Annotated in this window: 14 protein-coding genes; 1 reads left to right on the plus strand and 13 read right to left on the minus strand. The window is 30.2% G+C overall.

The window, feature by feature from the left end:
• Positions 1-27: 27 nt before the first annotated feature.
• The 8 genes from PZA12_RS21550 to PZA12_RS21585 all read right to left on the minus strand — a co-directional run bounded on the left by PZA12_RS21550 (position 28) and on the right by PZA12_RS21585 (position 12,810).
• Positions 28-1,008, minus strand: coding sequence for a substrate-binding domain-containing protein (locus PZA12_RS21550; protein ID WP_103697621.1), 981 nt, complete (start codon positions 1,006-1,008; stop codon positions 28-30).
• A complete protein-coding gene (locus PZA12_RS21555; protein WP_077830883.1) occupies positions 1,008-2,816 on the minus strand; it encodes a sensor histidine kinase in 1,809 nt (602 codons plus the stop codon). Before PZA12_RS21555 ends, PZA12_RS21550 begins: the two co-directional genes overlap by 1 nt.
• Positions 2,817-2,827: 11 nt before the next feature.
• On the minus strand, positions 2,828-4,444 hold the full coding sequence (locus PZA12_RS21560; protein WP_103697622.1) for a response regulator: 1,617 nt from the start codon (positions 4,442-4,444) through the stop codon (positions 2,828-2,830).
• A 336-nt stretch (positions 4,445-4,780) separates the two neighbouring features.
• Positions 4,781-6,007 (minus strand): galactose/methyl galactoside ABC transporter permease MglC, encoded by a 1,227-nt coding sequence (mglC, locus tag PZA12_RS21565; protein WP_103697623.1) that lies wholly within the window; start codon positions 6,005-6,007, stop codon positions 4,781-4,783.
• A 223-nt stretch (positions 6,008-6,230) separates the two neighbouring features.
• On the minus strand, positions 6,231-7,730 hold the full coding sequence (locus tag PZA12_RS21570) for a sugar ABC transporter ATP-binding protein (protein WP_103697624.1): 1,500 nt from the start codon (positions 7,728-7,730) through the stop codon (positions 6,231-6,233).
• Between the two features lie 88 nt (positions 7,731-7,818).
• Positions 7,819-8,889 carry a galactose ABC transporter substrate-binding protein gene (locus PZA12_RS21575; RefSeq protein WP_103697625.1) on the minus strand — a complete coding sequence of 357 codons (1,071 nt, stop codon included), beginning with the start codon at positions 8,887-8,889 and terminating at the stop codon, positions 7,819-7,821.
• 755 nt (positions 8,890-9,644) lie between these two features.
• The gene (locus PZA12_RS21580) at positions 9,645-11,351 is read right to left on the minus strand and encodes a methyl-accepting chemotaxis protein (RefSeq protein WP_103697631.1); all 1,707 of its coding nucleotides are present in this window, start codon (positions 11,349-11,351) and stop codon (positions 9,645-9,647) included.
• Between the two features lie 28 nt (positions 11,352-11,379).
• The gene (locus tag PZA12_RS21585; protein ID WP_103697632.1) at positions 11,380-12,810 is read right to left on the minus strand and encodes a putative bifunctional diguanylate cyclase/phosphodiesterase; all 1,431 of its coding nucleotides are present in this window, start codon (positions 12,808-12,810) and stop codon (positions 11,380-11,382) included.
• Between the two features lie 390 nt (positions 12,811-13,200).
• Between PZA12_RS21585 and PZA12_RS21590 the strand changes: the two genes are divergently transcribed.
• Entirely contained in the window at positions 13,201-13,800 is a 600-nt protein-coding gene (locus tag PZA12_RS21590; protein ID WP_103697626.1) for a tyrosine-type recombinase/integrase, read from the plus strand.
• An 84-nt stretch (positions 13,801-13,884) separates the two neighbouring features.
• On the opposite strand, the gene PZA12_RS21595 is transcribed toward PZA12_RS21590, so the two are convergent.
• The 5 genes from PZA12_RS21595 to PZA12_RS21615 form a co-directional block, all read right to left on the minus strand.
• Positions 13,885-15,597 carry a methyl-accepting chemotaxis protein gene (locus tag PZA12_RS21595; protein WP_103697627.1) on the minus strand — a complete coding sequence of 571 codons (1,713 nt, stop codon included), beginning with the start codon at positions 15,595-15,597 and terminating at the stop codon, positions 13,885-13,887.
• A 273-nt stretch (positions 15,598-15,870) separates the two neighbouring features.
• On the minus strand, positions 15,871-17,289 hold the full coding sequence (gene hydG, locus PZA12_RS21600) for a [FeFe] hydrogenase H-cluster radical SAM maturase HydG (protein ID WP_077839624.1): 1,419 nt from the start codon (positions 17,287-17,289) through the stop codon (positions 15,871-15,873).
• Positions 17,290-17,424: 135 nt separating this feature from the next.
• On the minus strand, positions 17,425-17,676 hold the full coding sequence (locus tag PZA12_RS21605; protein ID WP_012060596.1) for a TM1266 family iron-only hydrogenase system putative regulator: 252 nt from the start codon (positions 17,674-17,676) through the stop codon (positions 17,425-17,427).
• A 286-nt stretch (positions 17,677-17,962) separates the two neighbouring features.
• Positions 17,963-18,589, minus strand: a complete 627-nt coding sequence (locus tag PZA12_RS21610) for a hypothetical protein (RefSeq protein ID WP_103697628.1) — start codon at positions 18,587-18,589, stop codon at positions 17,963-17,965.
• Positions 18,590-18,852: 263 nt separating this feature from the next.
• Entirely contained in the window at positions 18,853-19,686 is an 834-nt protein-coding gene (locus PZA12_RS21615; RefSeq protein ID WP_103697629.1) for a DegV family protein, read from the minus strand.
• Positions 19,687-19,926: the final 240 nt, after the last annotated feature.

Here is a 19,926-nt window from a genome sequence, read left to right on the forward strand (position 1 = left end):
AAAAGTTCATCCTTTCATTTATGGTGCTTATCTAACAAATGGGAATAATAATCTTTGATTTTCTTCCGAATACATATTTTTTGTATTTATAACTGTTGAAGAGATAATGTTATTGGGCATATCTTTTTTATTAATCTTATATACTGCTGATTTTATACTTAGATATCCTACATTAAATTCATTTTGAATAGCTGTTGCACTAATAACCTTATCTTCTAAAAAAGAAAGAATTTTGCTTGTACTTCCTGTCCCATATATCTCTATTGATGCTTTTTCTTTGTTAATACCCATTACATCCTTTTTAGCTTGAGAAACATTCTCTAATAATCCTGCATCAAATGTAACCACAACATCAATATTATTGTTCTCTAACAAACTTTTAGCTTGATTATAATAAGTAGTCTGCTTATCTTCTGAAAAATCCCAAAATGTACATTTGTTATCTGTTCGATTCATAACACTCATGAATCCATTATATCGTTCCTTTACACTGCTGCACTCTAAGTTGTTTTTGATTATTAAAATATTCTTGTTCATATCTCCGTTCTTTATTAATTCTTCCCCCAAGCTAGATCCAAGCTTATAGTTATCACAAGAAATACTAGGCTGAGCATGTTCTGATTTTATAGTAGAATCAAATAATATAATTGGTATCTTTTTTCTAGCATTTTCTATTGGTTCTGCCATTTTCTCGTAATCTGCAGGCGATATAATTATTGCATCTGCCTTATTTTTTATCTCTCGTTCTATAAGTTCTTTCTGCTCGTCAATATTATTATCTTCCGACAAAGTAACAAAACTTACATTAACATTCATTTCTGAAGCTGCCTGCTCTATCCCCTGTCTCATTATCATTAAGCTTTCACTGTTTCTTCCTCTAGTTATAATTGATATGTTGTATATCCTTATATCTTTTTCATGCCACAATGTATTATTTAAGAAAAGTAAGAAAGATAATATTAATAGCAAAAATAAAGTAATAAAAATTTGCTTCCTTTTTCTCTTCACTATTTATCTTCCTCCCTCTTTCTAATTTCATAAAAGTCCACACATGGCATATGAATACGAACTGTTGTCCCTTCATCTGGCTCGCTATAAATTTCGAGTCCATATCTCTTTCCAAAATATAGTTGTATTCTTTCATTAACATTCTTCAATCCTATACCAGAGCTCTTCTTTTCAATCTTGCTTTCACCTGTTAAAAGGCTATTTGCAACATCTTGAAGCATTCCAAGTCCGTTATCTACAACATCAATATATAACTCATTATCTTTTGCATATGCCTTTACTAAAATCTCACCATCTCCCCCCATAAATTCCATACCATGATAAATTGCATTTTCAATTAGCGGTTGAATAATTAATTTAATACTTCCATAATTAAGAACTTTCTCATCAACTTCAATATTATATGTGAATTTATTTTTATACCGTATATTTTGTATGGTCAAATAATTTCGTGCATGCTCAATTTCATCTCTCACTGTTATTATATTTTTGCCTTTACTTAAGCTTATTCTAAAAAGTTTTGCTAACGCAGTTACCATAATTATTGCGCCATCATAATTTTCATTTTCTATCATCCATATGATTGAGTCCAATGTGTTATATAAAAAATGGGGATTAATTTGTGCCTGAAGAGCATTAAGCTCACTTTTTCTTTTTGATTCTTGTTCAATCATTATGTTGTCCATAAGTGTATGCATTTGGTTAACCATAGAACGAATTGCTTTCCCTAAATGCTGAACTTCATATGATCCGCTTATCGAAATATCTACATCTTTTACTCCATTTTCCAATTTCTTCACACACTTTTCTAACAATCGTATTGGGTTAGCTATTCTCGAAGAAACAAACATATTAAGAAATACAAGTATAAAGATGGCGAAAGACATAATGAACACAGCAAATATACTCATTTGGTAATAATCCGAAGTAATATCTAACATTGGTGTAATTCCAACAATTTTCCACCCAGTGTATCCAACAGTTTTAACTGTAACTAATCTTTTTTCTCCTCTGAAAGTTTCTATATGATTTCCATCATCATAAGCTGCTTCAATTTTATTATTTTCATCTATTAAATCTGAATAAATCAATTGCTGCCTAGGATGATAAATAATTTCGCCTTCTCTATCAACTAAATAAACATATCCTGACTTTCCTATATTTGCATTTTTACATATCTGCTCTATTCCACTAAAATTTATATCAACTAACAATACTCCAGATGTTGTTTTCTTATTATTAGTAAGTTCAATAGCCCTACTTAATGATACGACCCAACGATATTTATAATCTGGATCTACAAATAAATTTTGAACATGAGGTGTTGAAAAATGTAAATTTTCTTTCTTATCTATCGCTTTAGTAAACCAATCACTCACTCGTGGATCAATAGAGCTTTTTAATTGTTTTACAGGAGATGCCGCTATAACTTCCCCATCTTGCGAAAAGGCACATATGCTTATAAGTGAATCTTTATTTGTTTCATACAATAAGTCCATTTCTTTATCTATGGTATCTGTAGCCAAATCTTTCTTCTTAATTACATTGTAATAAGTGGTATCAGACACTTTCATCATATTCCTCAGATAAGAATCTAAATTCAAATTTACTTGATCTAACATAGATTTATTATGCTCAGATACCATTTCTTCAGTGGAAGTTATAAAACGAAAATATAAAGCCCCTCCAACAGTAACCATTCCTATAACTGCTATTACGGTAAAAGAAATTGATATTATATGTTGTATACTTCCGCTGTTAACGTAATTTATTGTCTTCTGTATTTTTCTCTTAAACAAATTAAGCATAGTAAATCAACTCAATTCTTTCTATACTTTGATGGAGATACTCCAAACTGTTTCTTAAAAACATAACTAAAATAATTAGCTTCTGGATATCCAACTTTTTCCGCTATCATGTATGTCTTATCATCTGTTGTATTCAAAAGTTTAACAGCTTCTTCTAAACGTGTTGCTGTGAGATAATTTACGAAGCTTGTTCCTGTTTCCTTCTTAAACATTGTAGAAAAATATGTTGGACTAACATGCAATTTAGAACATAATTTTTCTACTGAAACATCATAATCACTATAATTTTCTTTTATATATTGTTTTGCTTTTTCAATAAGCATCATAGATGAATTGATTCGCTCTCTTTTAATATAACTATTTATCCTAATAGCTTTTTCTATAATCCATTTTTTGACTTCATGAATAGAATTAAAGGATTCTAAATAACTGTATGCATTAAAATTTTCACCAAAAATTTCTTCTATATCAAATGCATATGTTTGAACCAGTTTTAAAAGTGATGTCATAATTTCCATAAGATAAATTCTATATTGATTAAAAGGCAATAATAAATCTTCTGTTTTCTTAAACAAACTATCAATTGCCTCTGAAATTTCATCCTCTGAAGAAATTTTTATTGCATTTAACATTGATCGTTCTTCTTTCTCATCAAGTTGTAGCTGGATTGAATTATCTGGCTCTACATCATCAATATAAATAGCCTTTCCAGCTCCTAATATAAATCTATAATCTAATGCATTTTGTGCAGTTCTATATGAAAAACGTATTTGCGAAGGATTACTATAAACATACCCTATTCCGGCAGATATTGTTAACCCCATAATTCTCTTATAAACCTTACAAACCTCATTTATGCCTTTTATAAATAATAATATATCTTCCTTTTTTTCAAAGTTACCCATAACTATTACCATGCCAGAATAAATAAAGCTAATAAATTTACAATACTTACCCATATTTTCATCTACAATTTTCTTAATAGAAATTGGTGTAAGTGCTGATTCCTTTTGCCCTGAAAAACTATTTAAGTTTTCTTCAAAGGATAGTGTGCCATCTGCCTGAATAATCCCTACTGTTAAATACTTATACTTGAAGTCTATTCCCAGCTCCTCCATTTGTTCATGCCATTGTTCTTCATTTATCCTGCCTTCAATTGCACCAACTAAAAATTGTTCTCTAATTACTGGCAGACTTTTAATATAATGCTTATAAAGTGTTTCTAAATTTCTTTTTTCATTATATTCACGATCAAGCTGTTCTTTTAACCTCACTAAAACTTCTATAAGTTCTGCGGAGTTAATCGGTTTCAAAACATATTCAACTACATTTATCTTTATTGCTTTATGAGCATACTCAAAATCATCACATCCTGAAAATACAATAATTTTTGTAGATGGCATTAATTCTACCAACTTCTTTCCTAGTTCCAACCCATCCATAAATGGCATTTTAATATCCGTCATTATAACATCTGGTTGTAGTTTTTCTGCTTTTTCTAAGGCATCTTGTCCATTCTCAGCATCACCAACAACTATAAATCCATTGTATTCCCAATCAATCTTTTTTATAATTCCAAGACGTATCTCTTCTTCATCATCCACAATCATAATTCTATATAAATTCATTTAACTACCTCCGATAGATGGATTATTTAATAAGACACATGAAAATAAATAACAATTAGAACTGCCATGAATATTTTTTATTAGCCAAGGAGACAAATTACTCTCATATCAGGTCTATTAGGGCACTTTGGCAATAAAATATGATTAAAAAATACTGACAGATAGATTTGTTATTTTTTGATTATGCCTAAATACTATTATACATTATGTATTAAATTATTACTAGCACGAGTACCAAATACGCCCAAATCATTTATTATTTAGAAAATAAATAAAATACAGGCAAATCTCTAGCTAAAAAACTAATGATTTACCTGCATTTTATTTATTCAATAATTATTTTCTTCTGTATTTTGCCATATCTATTGCAACTGCAACTGCTATTATGATACCTTTTATAACTTGTTGCCACATAGGACTTACAGCTATAAATTGTAATCCATATTGGATAACGGTAAAGATTAGAACACCACTTACTATTCCACCAACTTTACCAACACCACCATTTAATGAAACACCACCTACAACGCACGCTGCGATTGCATCAAGCTCATAACCATTACCATAGTTATTTGTTGCACCAGCTGTTCTAGCTGCTTCAAGTACACCACCAACACCATATAAAAGTGATGCAAATATGAATATACCCATAATAGTTGCAAATACATTTACTCCAGAAACTACTGCTGCTTCACGGTTACCACCAATAGCATATACATTCTTACCGAATACAGTTTTATTTAAAATAAACCAAACTAGAATTATAAATACTACAGCAATTGGAACTAGAATTGATATTCCTGGGAAACTTCCAATTTGAAATAATTTTGTTTGTCCAAGATCTATAAAGTCTTGACGAATACCACCAATAGGTTGTGATTTGTTTGGAGGTAAATCAAAGTATAGAGATGTTACACCATATACTATAACTTGAGATGCCAATGTTGCAATAAATGGATGCATATCATATTTTGCAACTAAGAAACCATTAAGAACTCCAAATATAGCACATCCAACTATTGCTAATAGTATTGGAATAATAACTGCCAATTGCGGCATATTAGGGAAGAACCTATTTGCATAATCAGGGTTTTGCAACATTGAAGTTGATATTACAGCTGCAAGACCTACCATACGTCCTGCTGATAAATCTGTACCTGCAATTAATAATGTAAAACATATTCCTAAAGCAACAATCATTTTTGTTGATGACTGTGTTAAAATATCTAAGAATACAGCATATTGCATAAAACGTGGTTGAATTATCATAATTACAACTACTAGTAATAATAATGCTATAATAATCGCATTATCTGTAAAGAAATGTTTTACAGTCTTTGATGAAAAAATAACATCCATATCTGCATTCTTCTTATCAAAAAACTGTTTTGCGCCATAAATAAGTAATGCTATACCAACTCCACCTACATAAATTGGTAAATCATAAAATACACTTGGATCTAAAATAAAATTAAAAACAATTCCTAAAGCCACCAAAAAAGCACCAATACCTAAAAATATTTTTCCAAAGCCTTTTCGTGAAACTATCTTCTCTCCACTCATATTACATACCTCACTTTCTTTCTCTCCTACCAAAATCATTTGTTATAAAAATTCATTTACCCAATACCTAGCATCCGTACATTTTTACCTCTTTATAAGTAAGATAAAATAACGACTGCACACTCATGGACATTGTGCCCACTTGAGGACATAAGTTCAACTAAAATTCATCTATGGATTAACCCTACCTGAATCAAGTCTCACTCGACAAAGGAGATATTTCTTATTGCATAAATTTTGTAGCAAGATTCATAACTTTTACTGAATCTGCTTCACTTTGATCTAAAATTCCAGTAACCTTACCTTCACACATAACCATAACTCTATCTGACATACCAAGCAATTCCGGCATTTCAGAAGAAATCATAATAATTGACTTACCTTTCTTAACCAATTCATGCATGATCGTATAGATTTCATACTTAGCTCCAACATCAATACCTCTTGTAGGCTCATCCAATATAAGAATATCTGGATTTGTAAGAAGCCAACGTGCAATTAAAACTTTTTGTTGATTTCCCCCTGAGAGATTTTGAATCAATTGTTCCATACTTGGTGTTTTAGTTCTAAGTTCTTGATTTGACTGCTTTGCAGCTTTATATCTTCTTGCTTCTTGCAAGACTCCTGCTTTAGCATATTCTTTCTGACTTGCAATTACAGTATTATCTAGTACTGAAAGAATACCAAATATTCCAGTAGCACGTCTTTCTTCTGTTAACAGTGCAAAACCATACTCTTTTGCATCTTTAGGGATTTTTATTTTTATAATCTTCCCATCCTTTTCTACAGTACCAGAGGCTACTTCACGAAGTCCAAATAAAGCTTCGACTAATTCTGTACGTTGTGCCCCAACAAGACCACCTATTCCCAGTATTTCACCCTTATGCAAATCAAAGCTTACATTTTGGAATGATTTTTTAATTGGAGAACAAAGATTTTCTACCCTTAATACAACATCTTTACTTGGTGTATATTCTCTTGGTGGAAATCTATTAGTCATATCACGACCAACCATACGATTTATAATTAAGTCTGTTGTAAGGTCTTTAGCATCCCAAGTTCCTACATACTGACCATCTCTCATAATTGTTACTTCATCTGATATCTTAAGAATTTCCTCCATTTTATGGGATATGTATATAATTGCACAGCCCTTATTTTGAAGTTGTTTTATTATCTTAAATAAATGCTTAGTTTCATTTTCTGTTAATGATGAAGTCGGTTCATCCATAATAATAATTTTAGAATTATAGCTAACAGCCTTTGCTATTTCAACTAATTGAAGATTAGATGGTGAAAGTGTTCCCGCTAATGCTTCAGGATTTATATCTAACTCAATTTCTTCAAATAATTCCTTTGTTTTTTTAATCATAGTTTTCTTATCAACAGCAATTCCTTTCATTGGAAATCTGCCAAGCCAAATGTTTTCCATAACTGGACGGAAACGAATTGGGTGCAATTCTTGATGTATCATTGATACACCTAAATCCAATGCTTGTTTTGAAGTATTTATCTCCATTTTCTTTCCATCTAATATGATCTCTCCACCATCTTCATGATAAATACCAAATAGACATTTCATTAGGGTTGATTTTCCAGCACCATTTTCTCCCATTAATGCATGGACACTTCCCTTGCGAACCTTCAATGTTACACCATCTAATGCTTTTACTCCTGGAAATACCTTTGTTATGTTATTCATCTCCAGTACATATTCACCCATACAAGCATCCTCCTTTTTTAAATAATAATTCAGGGATGGGGATTTTTTATAATCTCGCATCCCTGACAATTTCTATGTCAGATATATCTTATTTTAAATAATCCTTGTAGTTATCTTGAGTAACTTTTACATAGTCAATCCATACATATTTTCCATCAGTTACATCAAATCCAATATTTTCCTTATTGATTTCTTTACCTTGAGCAGCTGCTATAGCTATATTAACTGTAGCTTTACCTTGGTTTTCTGCATCATTTAGAACTGTTCCAAGAAGTGATCCTTCTTTCATAGCTTGTAATGCTGGTGCTGTTGCATCAACTCCAACTACTGGAATATATTTAGATGCATCACCTTTGTTATATCCTTCAGCTTTTAATGCTTCTACTGCACCAAGAGCCATATCATCATTGTTACAAAGAACTGCTTCTATCTTATCAACACCTTGACCTGTCATAAATGCTTTCATAAGGTCAGTAGCTTTTGCCTTGTCCCACATTGCTGTATCAGCAGCAAGTTTTTGAGTTTTTAATCCTGCAGCTTCAATAGCTTTTATAGAATATTCTGTACGAAGAGTAGCGTCTTGATGTCCTGGTTCTCCTTGAAGCATTACGTATTGTACAACTCCATCATGATTTTTATCTGCTTCTGGATGTGCTTTGAAGTAATCAGCTATAATTTGACCTGATAAAGTTCCTGATTGTTCTGCATGTGCACCTACATACCAAACCTTATCATAACTATCCATATCTGCTTTTTCTGGTTCACGGTTTAAAAATACGATTGGAAGTTTCTTAGCTTTTGCTTTTTCAATGATAGGACCTGCTGCAGTTCTATCAACTGGGTTTATTGCTAAAGCGTTTACACCCTTTGTAATAAATGTATCAACTTGCTCATTTTGAGTAGGTTGTTTATTTTGTGAATCCACTAGTTCAATAGTTGATCCTTTTTCCTTAGCTTCACCTTCCATAGCAGTACGAACTCCTGTCATGAAAGTATCATCAAATTTATATATTGCAGAACCAATTAAAGTATTTGAAGATTTAGTACTTGTTTGTGCATCCCCTCCAGAACTTGCACTCTTATTTGCTCCACATCCTGCCATTGTTGCAACCATAGCTGCTGACATTACAATTGTTAATAGACTCTTAAACCTTTTCATTTTTACCCCTCCATATTCTTATCTAAATCCTAAAACAAAGACTCAAATTTGTTCTTCGTTTACATTACTAATTATAGGGATTTTATCATTTAGTCTCCATACGAAATTCTTCACTTTTTTATCGAATTTCTTAGATGTTATAGATAAACTAACTATAATCTATACTTATGCGTATACCACACTGAAATGAATAATATGCTTTTGTTCCAGTTTCTAGGTAATTATGATGGGTGATTCTAAGGCTATAAAGTTGCACCCAAAGTGCTGGCCTCAAACAACAAGCGCTCACAGAGAAAGTTCTGCTTACCAAATGTAAAATTTGGAGCATCACTTTTCGATTCTCACTTTTTGAACTAGCACATTTGGAACAACTTATAGCCAAAGAATCACATCCATCAAAATTACCAATGAAACATTCCACAAAAGTATATTACCCATTTCTAGTTTTGATATATTTCATAGCATAACTCTAACTTATAATCGGTTTATCTATAATTAAAGATTTATAATATTAGTGCTATTTAAAGAATTAGCACGCCTCCTTTTCTTCATCTAAAAATCTATTATGACACATGTTCAATCAATATATGAAATATAGGAATTAAAAATACAAGTTAATTTTATTCTCATAAAAATATAAAAAGAGGATATAAATTCAAAACTTATATCCTCCATAAATTATATGTATTATTATATTTCTATCAATGAAATTTGTATAAAAATAAAATCATTATTTCTTTCTTACATCTTCACGTTTAAATTTTAAACTTTTGTACCATTTCATTAAGTCTTTGGGCGAGCTCTGCCTGACTATGTGCTGTTAGCGCAACTTGCTCTATGGCTTTAGTTGTCTCATCCATACTTTCTTTGATTGTAGCTACTTCTTCACTAGACTTTTGAGTAGTTTGTGCCATATCTTGTACAACTTCACTAACCTGGCCTACAGTAGCTGTTATCTCTTCTGACATAGCTGCAATTTCCTCTGACATCATGCTGACGAAATTTGAATCATTATAATATTGATCACCGGTTTCCATATAAGCATTAAATTGTCTATGTACTTCAGTATTAATAAATGAAAGTATGTCATTGCCAGTATCAATACTATTTTTAAAAGCATCACGGACTCTAGTTATTGTTTCCTGTATAGATGTTACAGCTTGTGATGACTGTTCCGCAAGTGTTCTTACTTCTTCGGCAACAACTGCAAAACCTTTACCTTGTTCTCCTGCTCTTGCAGCCTCTATAGCTGCATTTAAAGCTAATAGATTGGTTTGTTCAGCTATACTTCCTATTGTGTCTGCCATAACTTTTATATTATCTACTACTTTTCCATCTTCAATAACTTCTAGCATTTTGTTCTCTTTTTCCGCATATAGATTTCTTGTTTCTTCTATAGCTTTTTTACCATTATTTTTTACTTCTGTTGCTTTTTCTTTAGATTTACTTGAACTACTGCTTCCCTCCATGGCCTTTCCTGAAAGTTCATTAACACTTGAATCTACTTCTTCTACTGATGCACTTATTTCCTCGGCCGCCGCACTAGATTCTTGCATACCATCAGAAATATTTGCTATAGCATCATCAATACTTCTAGCTCTCAAAGATAATTCTTCAGCTGTAGCAGAGAGTTCCTCACTCGATGCACTTATATCTTGAGAATTTTCCATAATCTCTTTAACCAATATATTTACATTCTTTTGCGCCTTGTTTAAAGCAATACCCGTTTGTCCAAATTCATCTTTTCTAGTAATAGTAATTGGAGTTGAAAAATCATACATCGCTAATCTCTCTGCATAATCTCTTATCTTCCTTAGAGGCTTATTTATATGACTTGACATAAATACTCCAAGTAAAATAGCAATTATGAACCCTGCAATACTCATCAATGTCATAATTACGTTTGTCCTTGCAGATGCTAAATTAATATTATCACTTGCTAGTTTTGCTGCCGCTAAATTTATTTCTATAACCTTATCAAGGCTTGACATCATTTCATCTTCTATAGGTAAAAAAATCATATACTGTTTCGCCACTTCACTTGAATCGTTTAAATCTGCCGCATCTATTATCCTGTTTCTTGCATCTCTATATTTTGTCACATTATCGGTAAACTTTGTCCAATTTTCTTTTTCCTCTGCTGTCATAATTAATTTCTCATATTTAGCTATATATTCGTTATCTTCCGTTACCATATCAGTAATGTTTTTTTTTGCTTGATCAGTTTCTTTTTTATTTTGATCATACATTATAACTGAAACTTCACTCTTTATTTTCGACATGTTTGATTTTATTGACAAAATTTCATTAACACTCTGTAAGTTTATGCTATACATTGTTTCTGCATTTTTATTTACTCTCTTTACTTCTATTCCACCAACTGTACCTACAATTGCAATTAATATAGCCACTAATAAAAATGATGAAATTAACTTAGCTCTTACTTGATTTAATAAATTCATATTGAAATTTCCTCCCATTGTTAAAATACTATTGAATATTATTTTTTCCATTGCCATCCAATAAAGTTTTCATGCCATCTTTTGTAAGCGGCTTGCTAAAATAGTAACCTTGAATTATCTTACATCCTAAATCAGTAAGTACTTCTATCTGCTCTCTTGTTTCGACTCCCTCAACTATTACCTTGTATTTCAAGTCCTTTGATAAGTTAACTATGTTCTTTATTAATACCATGTTCTTATAATTTTCTACATGATCTACAAATGTTTTATCAATCTTTAATGTACTTACTGAAATATTAATTAAATAGCTTAAAGAAGAGTATCCAGTCCCAAAGTCATCTATTGCAACATTTATTCCCATCCCTTTAAGTTCATTTAATACTTCTACATTTTCTTCTGATATATCTAGTAAAGTACTCTCTGTTATTTCTATCTCCAAAAAGTTTGGGGAAATATTATACTTATTACAGTATTTTAGCAACTTATCCTTAAAATCTTTTTCCTTGATTTGAATTGGTGATATATTAACTGCAATATTATTAAACTTGTAACCCATGCACTTCCACAAACTAGCTTGCTCTATGGATTTCTCCATTACCCAATCGCCAATTTGAACTATATCTCCGTTTTCTTCAGCAATAGGGATAAATTCTGCTGGTGAAACATTTCCAAGCTTATCATTACTCCATCTTAGTAATGCTTCAATTCCAACAATCTCATTGGTGGACAAATCAATTTGTGGCTGATAATTAATATTTAATTCATGCTTATTAATAGCATTCTTTAATTCGCTTCTAATCAATGCCTCCCTATAACATTTCTCAAATATTTCGTTAGTAAAGAATGTATAATTATTTTTTCCAGTTCTCTTAGACTTGTACATAGCTAAATTACAAAACTCTAGCAACTCATCAGAATTTGTGCTATCATCCGGAAAAGTAGATATTCCCATACTTATGCTTACAGAAATCTCCAATTCATCATCTGCTATCTTAAAAGGTACTGATAAGTTTTTATAAATTTTCTTGCAAATCTCCTCTATTTCACTTATAAATTTAAATTCATAGATTAAAATTGCAAATTCATCACCATTTAATCTAAATAGTTTCCCTTTTCCTTTAATACATCTACTTACCCTTTCAGAAAAACATTTCAATATAAAATCACCAAAAGAATAGCCCCAATTATAATTTATGATTTTGTAGTCATCAACATCAATATAAATAATCGCACCTTTTCTACAATTAACTTTTGACATGTCTAAACTAATTTTAAGCTTCTCAAAAAAATAACTACTATTAGGCAGCCCTGTAAGAATATCGTATTTGGAAAATTCCTCATTAAATTTACTATTTTTTCTCTTATGTATATCCTTATTTAATTTTCTTTTTATGGACTTTACCATTTTCATCTTAAGTTTAAGTTCTTTTTTGGGCATATTAATTTTAATCTTATTCATAATAACTTCCTTTTTTAAATTAGTACAACTCAACACGTGTAAAACCTCTCCACCTCGCTCCTATTGTTTAATAATAAAATATGACTTCTTCAATGATAATTTTTGCGTAATTATTCTACAAACTTTTAAACTTTGACTTTTTAAAAAATTAAATATATCATTTATTTGAACATAATAAATATTTTGTCTTATTATTTTACGTAATAATGTATTTATAGCTCTGCAAATATACAAATATTTCATATACACGTGTCATGATAATACAATTTAACCTATATTTGTACATTTTTTAAGCTTTTTTATACAATATTTACATATACTACAACTTATAATATAATAAAATTGGACAAAATATTTATTATGTATCATTACTTCTAGAGGAGAGTGCATATGAGGGCATCTAATGAAACTGAAATTAAATATTTAACGCAAAAAGAAGTATTATCACTATTTAATGCAATTGAAAATTCTGGAAAGCTGCATTCAACACGTGATTTAGCAATATTTAGATTAGCTTATAGATGCGGTCTTAGAGCTTCCGAAATATCAATGTTAAAATTGGAAAATTATAATATTAATAAAGGAGAAATATATTGTAAAAGATTAAAGGGTAGTAAGAATAATACTCTGCGGCTAGATGAGAAAACTAAAAGCGTTTTAGACAAATACATTACTGAAAGTGAAATTACATCTGAATCTCAAACTATTTTTACAAGCCAAAAGAATAAGCCAATTTCAAGGCAGACCCTAGATCACCTAACAAAGCAGTATTTTTCCATGGCCAACATTCAAGATAAGTCGAAGCACCATTTTCATACCATTAAACATACTACAGCAGTTCACCTTGCTGAATGTGATATGGATATAAAAGAACTTCAATGGTGGCTTGGACATAAATCTGTTACTAATACAGAGATATATTTTCAATTTACTACAAAACAACAAGAAAAGATGTATGCAAAACTAGAAGGAAAAAGTGAAATGGTATAAACTTTACTTGATATACTATAACAAGACTTACTTTAGCTGTTAAATAACTAAAATAAGTCTTTTATTTTTCATTAAATATCTTCTTTAGATTTTAAATTTCTGTACCATTTCATTGAGTTTTTGTGCAAGTCCAGCTTGATTTTGTGCTGTTAAAGCAACTTGCTCTATGGCTTTTGAAGTTTCATCCACACTTTCTTTTATTGTTGCTACTTGTTCATTTGATTCCTGTGCTGTTGATGCCATCTCTTGTACTAACTTATTAACTCTTCCTACAGTGATTGTAATTTCTTCTGACATGTTTGCAATCTTCTCCGACATTTTACTTACAAAGTCAGAATCATTATAATATATATTTCCTGTACTTCCATAGGCATTAAATTGTTCATGAACCTCTGTATTTATAAATTTCAATATATCATTTCCTGTGTTAATACTATAATTAAATGCATCCTGAACTTTAATTATAGTATCTTTGATAGCTGTTACAGCCTCTGATGATTGTTCTGCAAGCTTTCTTACTTCATCTGCTACAACTGCAAATCCTTTACCTTGTTCCCCTGCCCTTGCTGCTTCTATTGCTGCATTTAGTGCTAATAAATTTGTTTGTTCAGCTATGCTTCCAATTGTATCAGCCATGATTTTAATATTATCTACTATCTTGCCATTTTCAATAACAATTAACATGTTTCTTTGCTTTTCTTTTGATAATTTCTCCATTTCATCTATAGACTTTTTACTATTGTTTTTGACTTCTATAGCTCTTTCTTTAGATCTATTAGCATTCTGGCTTCCTTCCATAGCTTTTTTAGATAACTCATTTATATTTGAGTTTACTTCATCAACTGTAGTACTTATAATTCCTGCCTCAGCACAAGATTCCTCCATCCCTAGTGAAATAGTACTTACAGCTTCATCTATACTCGCAGCTTTTGATGAAAGCTCCTCAGCTGTTGCAGAAAGCTCTTCACTAGATGTACTTATATCTTGAGAATTTTGAATAATCTCTCTAATTAATTTATTCACATTTTCTTGTGCTTTATTTAATGCGCTTCCTGTTTGTCCAAGTTCATCTTTTCTCTTAATTGAAATTGGAGTTGAAAAATCATATAACGCTAATCTCTCTGCAAATCCTTTAATTTTTTTTAACGGTGTATTTATAACCTTTGATATTAGTGCACCAAATACGATTGCTACTGCTAACCCAAAGATAGTAAGTGTAATCATAATTTTATTAGAATTAATATAAGTAGATGATATATCCTCATTAGCTGATTTTGCATCAGATATATTTATATCTATAACTTTGTCCAGGCTATACATCATTTTTGTCTGTAGCGGAACCATTTCTAAATACCTCTTTTTTGCTTCTTCTAAATCGTCTGATTTTACAGCATTCACTACCTTGTCTCTAACCTGATTATATTCCTTCGCATTATCATTAAATTCCTTCCAAGATTTTGTTTCACTACTTGTCATTTGTGATTTTTCATAATCATTTATATATTTATCATTCTCATTGAGTGCAGTAATAACATTTTTTTGTGCTTCCTCTACCTTATATTTATCTTTTTCATACATCATGATTAATATGTTACTTTTAATTTCTGTCATATTTGATTTTATAGATAGGATCTCATTGACATGATTAAAATTTCTATTGTACATTCCTGATGCTTTATTATTTACATTTTTCAAAGACAGTGCTCCTATTATTCCTACTATGCCAATTAAAATTGCTACCATCAAAAATGATAAGGTTAATTTAAATTTTATAGGCAGGCTTCTTCTCAAAAACATAACTTTTCCCCTCTCTAAATTTATAATCTCGACCCTTTATTACCCTTTTTGCAATAGAAAACGTTTTACTAGAATGTTTAAATTAACATATATTGCTAATTATTATAATAATATTTTTAATTTATATAATCAACTAAAAAATCTACTCTTATATCGAAATGTTGAGTATTTTCTAATTATTTTAACTATAAACTTAATTGTAGAAACAATAATAAAGCTATACGCAAGTCTACTTTAACTATGCATATAGCTTTATTACTTAATTTAATCTATCTAAAATCTAAAATCACGTTTTCCTTCATGTAAGTTTTCAAGATTTTCCAATACTATCTTTTTAACTTTTTCATTTGGAATATTTGGAATTTCATTTTTAATTACTTCCTCACCTTTTCTTCGTGTATCTTCAGAAGCATAATCCTCTAAATACTCCTTCAATGTCATCAATGCATTAGGTTGGCAGCAGTTAGCTATTTGTCCTGATTTAACAAGGCTCATAAATCTATCTCCTGTTCTTCCTTCCCTGTAGCAAGCTGTGCAGAAACTTGGAATATGACCTCTTTCAAGCAACCAGTTTACTATCTCATCTAGAGTTCTAGTATCACTTACATCAAATTGTGCTGAGTTTTCTTCCTCATTTTCCTTTTCAACATAACCACCAACACTTGTAGATGATCCTCCACTTATTTGAGAAACTCCAAGTTCAAGCACTTTTTCTCTTGTTTTTTGAGATTCTCTTGTAGAAACAATAAGACCTGTATATGGAACTGTAATTCTAAGTACTGCAACTATTTTAGCAAATATCTCATCTGAAATAGCATTTGTAAATTCATCTGGATTTATATCATCAGCCGGCCTTATTCTAGGCACGCTTATAGTATGTGGACCAACGCCCATTGCTGCTTCTAAATGTTCTGCATGCATTAATAAGCCTACAAAATCATATCTATACATATTTAATCCATATAATACACCTAAACCAACATCATCAATTCCAGCTTCCATAGCTCTATCCATAGCTTCTGTATGATAAGCATAGTCATGCTTTGGTCCTGTTGGATGAAGTTCTTCATATGTCTTCTTGTGGTATGTTTCCTGGAATAATATATATGTTCCAATTCCTGCTTCTTTTAACTTTCTATAATTTTCAACAGTTGTCGCTGCGATATTTACATTAACTCTTCTAATTGCTCCATTTTTGTGTTTTATACTATAAATTGTTTCTATACTTTCAAGAACATATTCAAGAGGATTGTTTACTGGGTCTTCTCCTGTTTCTAATGCAAGTCTTTTATGTCCCATATCTTGCAATGCAATTACTTCGTTTTTAATTTCTTCTTGAGTAAGCTTCTTTCTTGTTATATGTTTATTTTTGTGATGGTATGGACAATATGTGCATCCATTTACACAATAATTAGAAAGATATAGTGGTGCAAACATTACTATTCTGTTACCATAAAATCTTTGCTTGATTTCTTTTGCAAGTTTATACATTTTTTCATTTTCATCTTCTAATTCGCATTCAAGTAAAACCGCTGCTTCTCTATGTGAAATTCCCTTACACTCTTTAGCCTTTTCTAGAATTTCATTAATTAATTCTCTATTGTTCTTATTTTTCTTAGCAAACTCAAGAGTTTCTAATATCTCTTCGTTATCAATAAATTCTGTTGCTATTTTTGATTTAACATTATACATTACTCTACTCTTCTTTCTATAATTGGATTTTTAAATTTTGAATTTAATTCGTTCTGATTAATGCTTTCTTCATCCAATTTTGGCAAAGGCTAAAATATTAATTAAAGCTAATCTACTTATTACTATATTTAATATTTATTTAGCAGTTTTAGAATACATTGTTTTTACATTTATTCCTTCGATCATACCAAGTTTACCTGATAATGAACTTATTATATCATTGGTAGCATCTATCACTACACTTATTATACCTACATTCTTCTCTCTGTAAGGTATACCCATTCTCCCAACCATATATTGCGAATATTCATGCAAAATATTGTTGAGCTTATCTGTTGAATTCATATCTTCCACTATAATTCCTATCAATGCGATTCTTGTATCCATATTCTTTATTCCTTTCAAGAAGAAAATATTTTTAAATTCACCGTATTAATTAGCAATTACCTATTTTCAATTGCAATAAAAAATCCCAGTGCCACAAAAAGGCGCAGGGATAGTGTACATATCTCTATCTATAATACCGCCTTGTCATTTGGGACGAACCCTCATGTGTTTCAGAACGATCATGCATTAACAGTCTTTCTTCTTGGGATCTCCCCCTTAAAGTCAGACTACATTTATATTTTAACACAAATATTGTTTATATCAAGCCTAGATAAGCTACGATTATCTAATTTAAAAAATTAATCAAATAATCCATAGTATCCGATGTTTTGCTATCTCCATTTTTTTCATAAAAATCCTTACTGCTTAGTAGAAATCCCATTAAATCAAATTTCATGTCTGCCACTGACTCACCAGTCTCACGAGCCTTTGCTGATAAAATGGCTCCTTGTATTAATAATCCCAAGTTTAGTTTTCCTGCAGTTTTATCACTAAGAAATCCTTCATTATGCAATTGTGTTGTTATGCTATTTATTTCTTTTATACTACAATTTGGCAAAGATATTCCAAGAGCATCTGCAACTTTGTTAATATCTGCTTCACCATCTGCTTTTAAATATTTATCTTTACTATTAGCTATATCTAGATCTATGACTTTCTCCATAACTGCTGTAGAAGTAAAACCATTTTCACCATCTAATTTATCATATTTCTCGTGCATTTCATTCTTTAATTTTTCAAGTTCCTGATTTGCTTGAATTGAATTTGTTTTATTCTGCAGCTTTGAATTACTATAAGTTAAATTTTTCAGTTGATCTGAAAAAGAAAGTCTATTGTCATTTTTTTTATATGTACTCATATTACTCGAATATATTCTATTAACTGTTGTCTTGTTATTTATATTTGATATCATAAATCCACTTCCTAAATATATTTATAATTTAAATTTATACATTTATTTATCGAATATTTACTAGAATAATTTACAATATCCAAATAATAAAGTCATATATTGTCATTACTGTAGTTAAATTTAAATACATTTAGATTAAATAGCCTTTTTTCATACATTATACATGGATTTTATTTTACATTATTAAAGAATAAAATAATAAATCCTTGTGACTTAAAAACACAAGGATATTATATATCTTATAAAAATATGCTTACTCTAAGTTAGTAGCAAATTACAATCCCGCCATCATCAGCATAAACAGTACTTAATCCGCTCCCTTCAAAAATTATTATATCATCAAAGTTATATTTGTTTTTTATTTCTTCCTTAAGTTTTTCCGCTTTTTCTCTTGCATTTATATGTCCTATTCCTAGAACTTTATTTTTAAAATCGCTGCCATCTTCACCTATTAGATCTATTAACCTATTAAATGCTTTTTTCTTACCTCTTACTTGCTCTTTTAGCACAATCTCTCCATCGTTAGCAGTCATGATTGGAATAACTTGCAAAAGCGATCCCATTAAAGCTTTTGCGCTACTTATCCTACCATTCTTAACTAGGTTGTCCAATTTATCTAAAACAAATAACGTCTTCATGTTTTCTATGTACTCAGTAACTTGCTCTACAATCTGAGAATTATGTGCCTTTTCTTCAATTAACTTTTTTATTTTTAAAACAACTAGATCAGCTCCAGATACTGCTGTCTTACAATCGAATACATGAACGAAACTTTCTGGAAACTCTTCTTGAAACATTTCCTTTGCCAATATAGCACTATTATGTGATCCACTTAATTTACCAGAAATGGTTACAACAAAATTATTTTTACACTTTTTTAAAGCTTCTAGAAAATCATGTGGCGATGGGCATGCTGTTTTAATTTTGTTTTTGCTACTTTTCATTTTTTCAAGTAAATCGTCTATATTTACATTCTTATCAACGATTTCATCATCATCAATAATAATTTTAAATGGAATTCTTTCCATATACTCTTCATTTCCAAAAACTTCATTATTAAAATCAACACAACTGTCTACTATTATTCTAGTATTCATTTTATTCCTCCATCTTTTTCATTTGTAGTTCTAATACTTTATCTATCAACTTATTTAATTAATATTGTTTGTCTAAATTAATATATAATTGTCCACTAAATTATATATTAGTTTTACTATTATTAGTAGTTCTTTTTCTTAATATATTTCAAAAATAATCCTTCATCATAATTCTAAAAATATTATAATAATTTTAGCCGTAATTGTGAAATGTGCATTATGAATTGCAGCATATATACC

The organism is Clostridium beijerinckii, assembly GCF_036699995.1.
Taxonomy (GTDB): Bacteria; Bacillota; Clostridia; order Clostridiales; family Clostridiaceae; genus Clostridium; species Clostridium helianthi.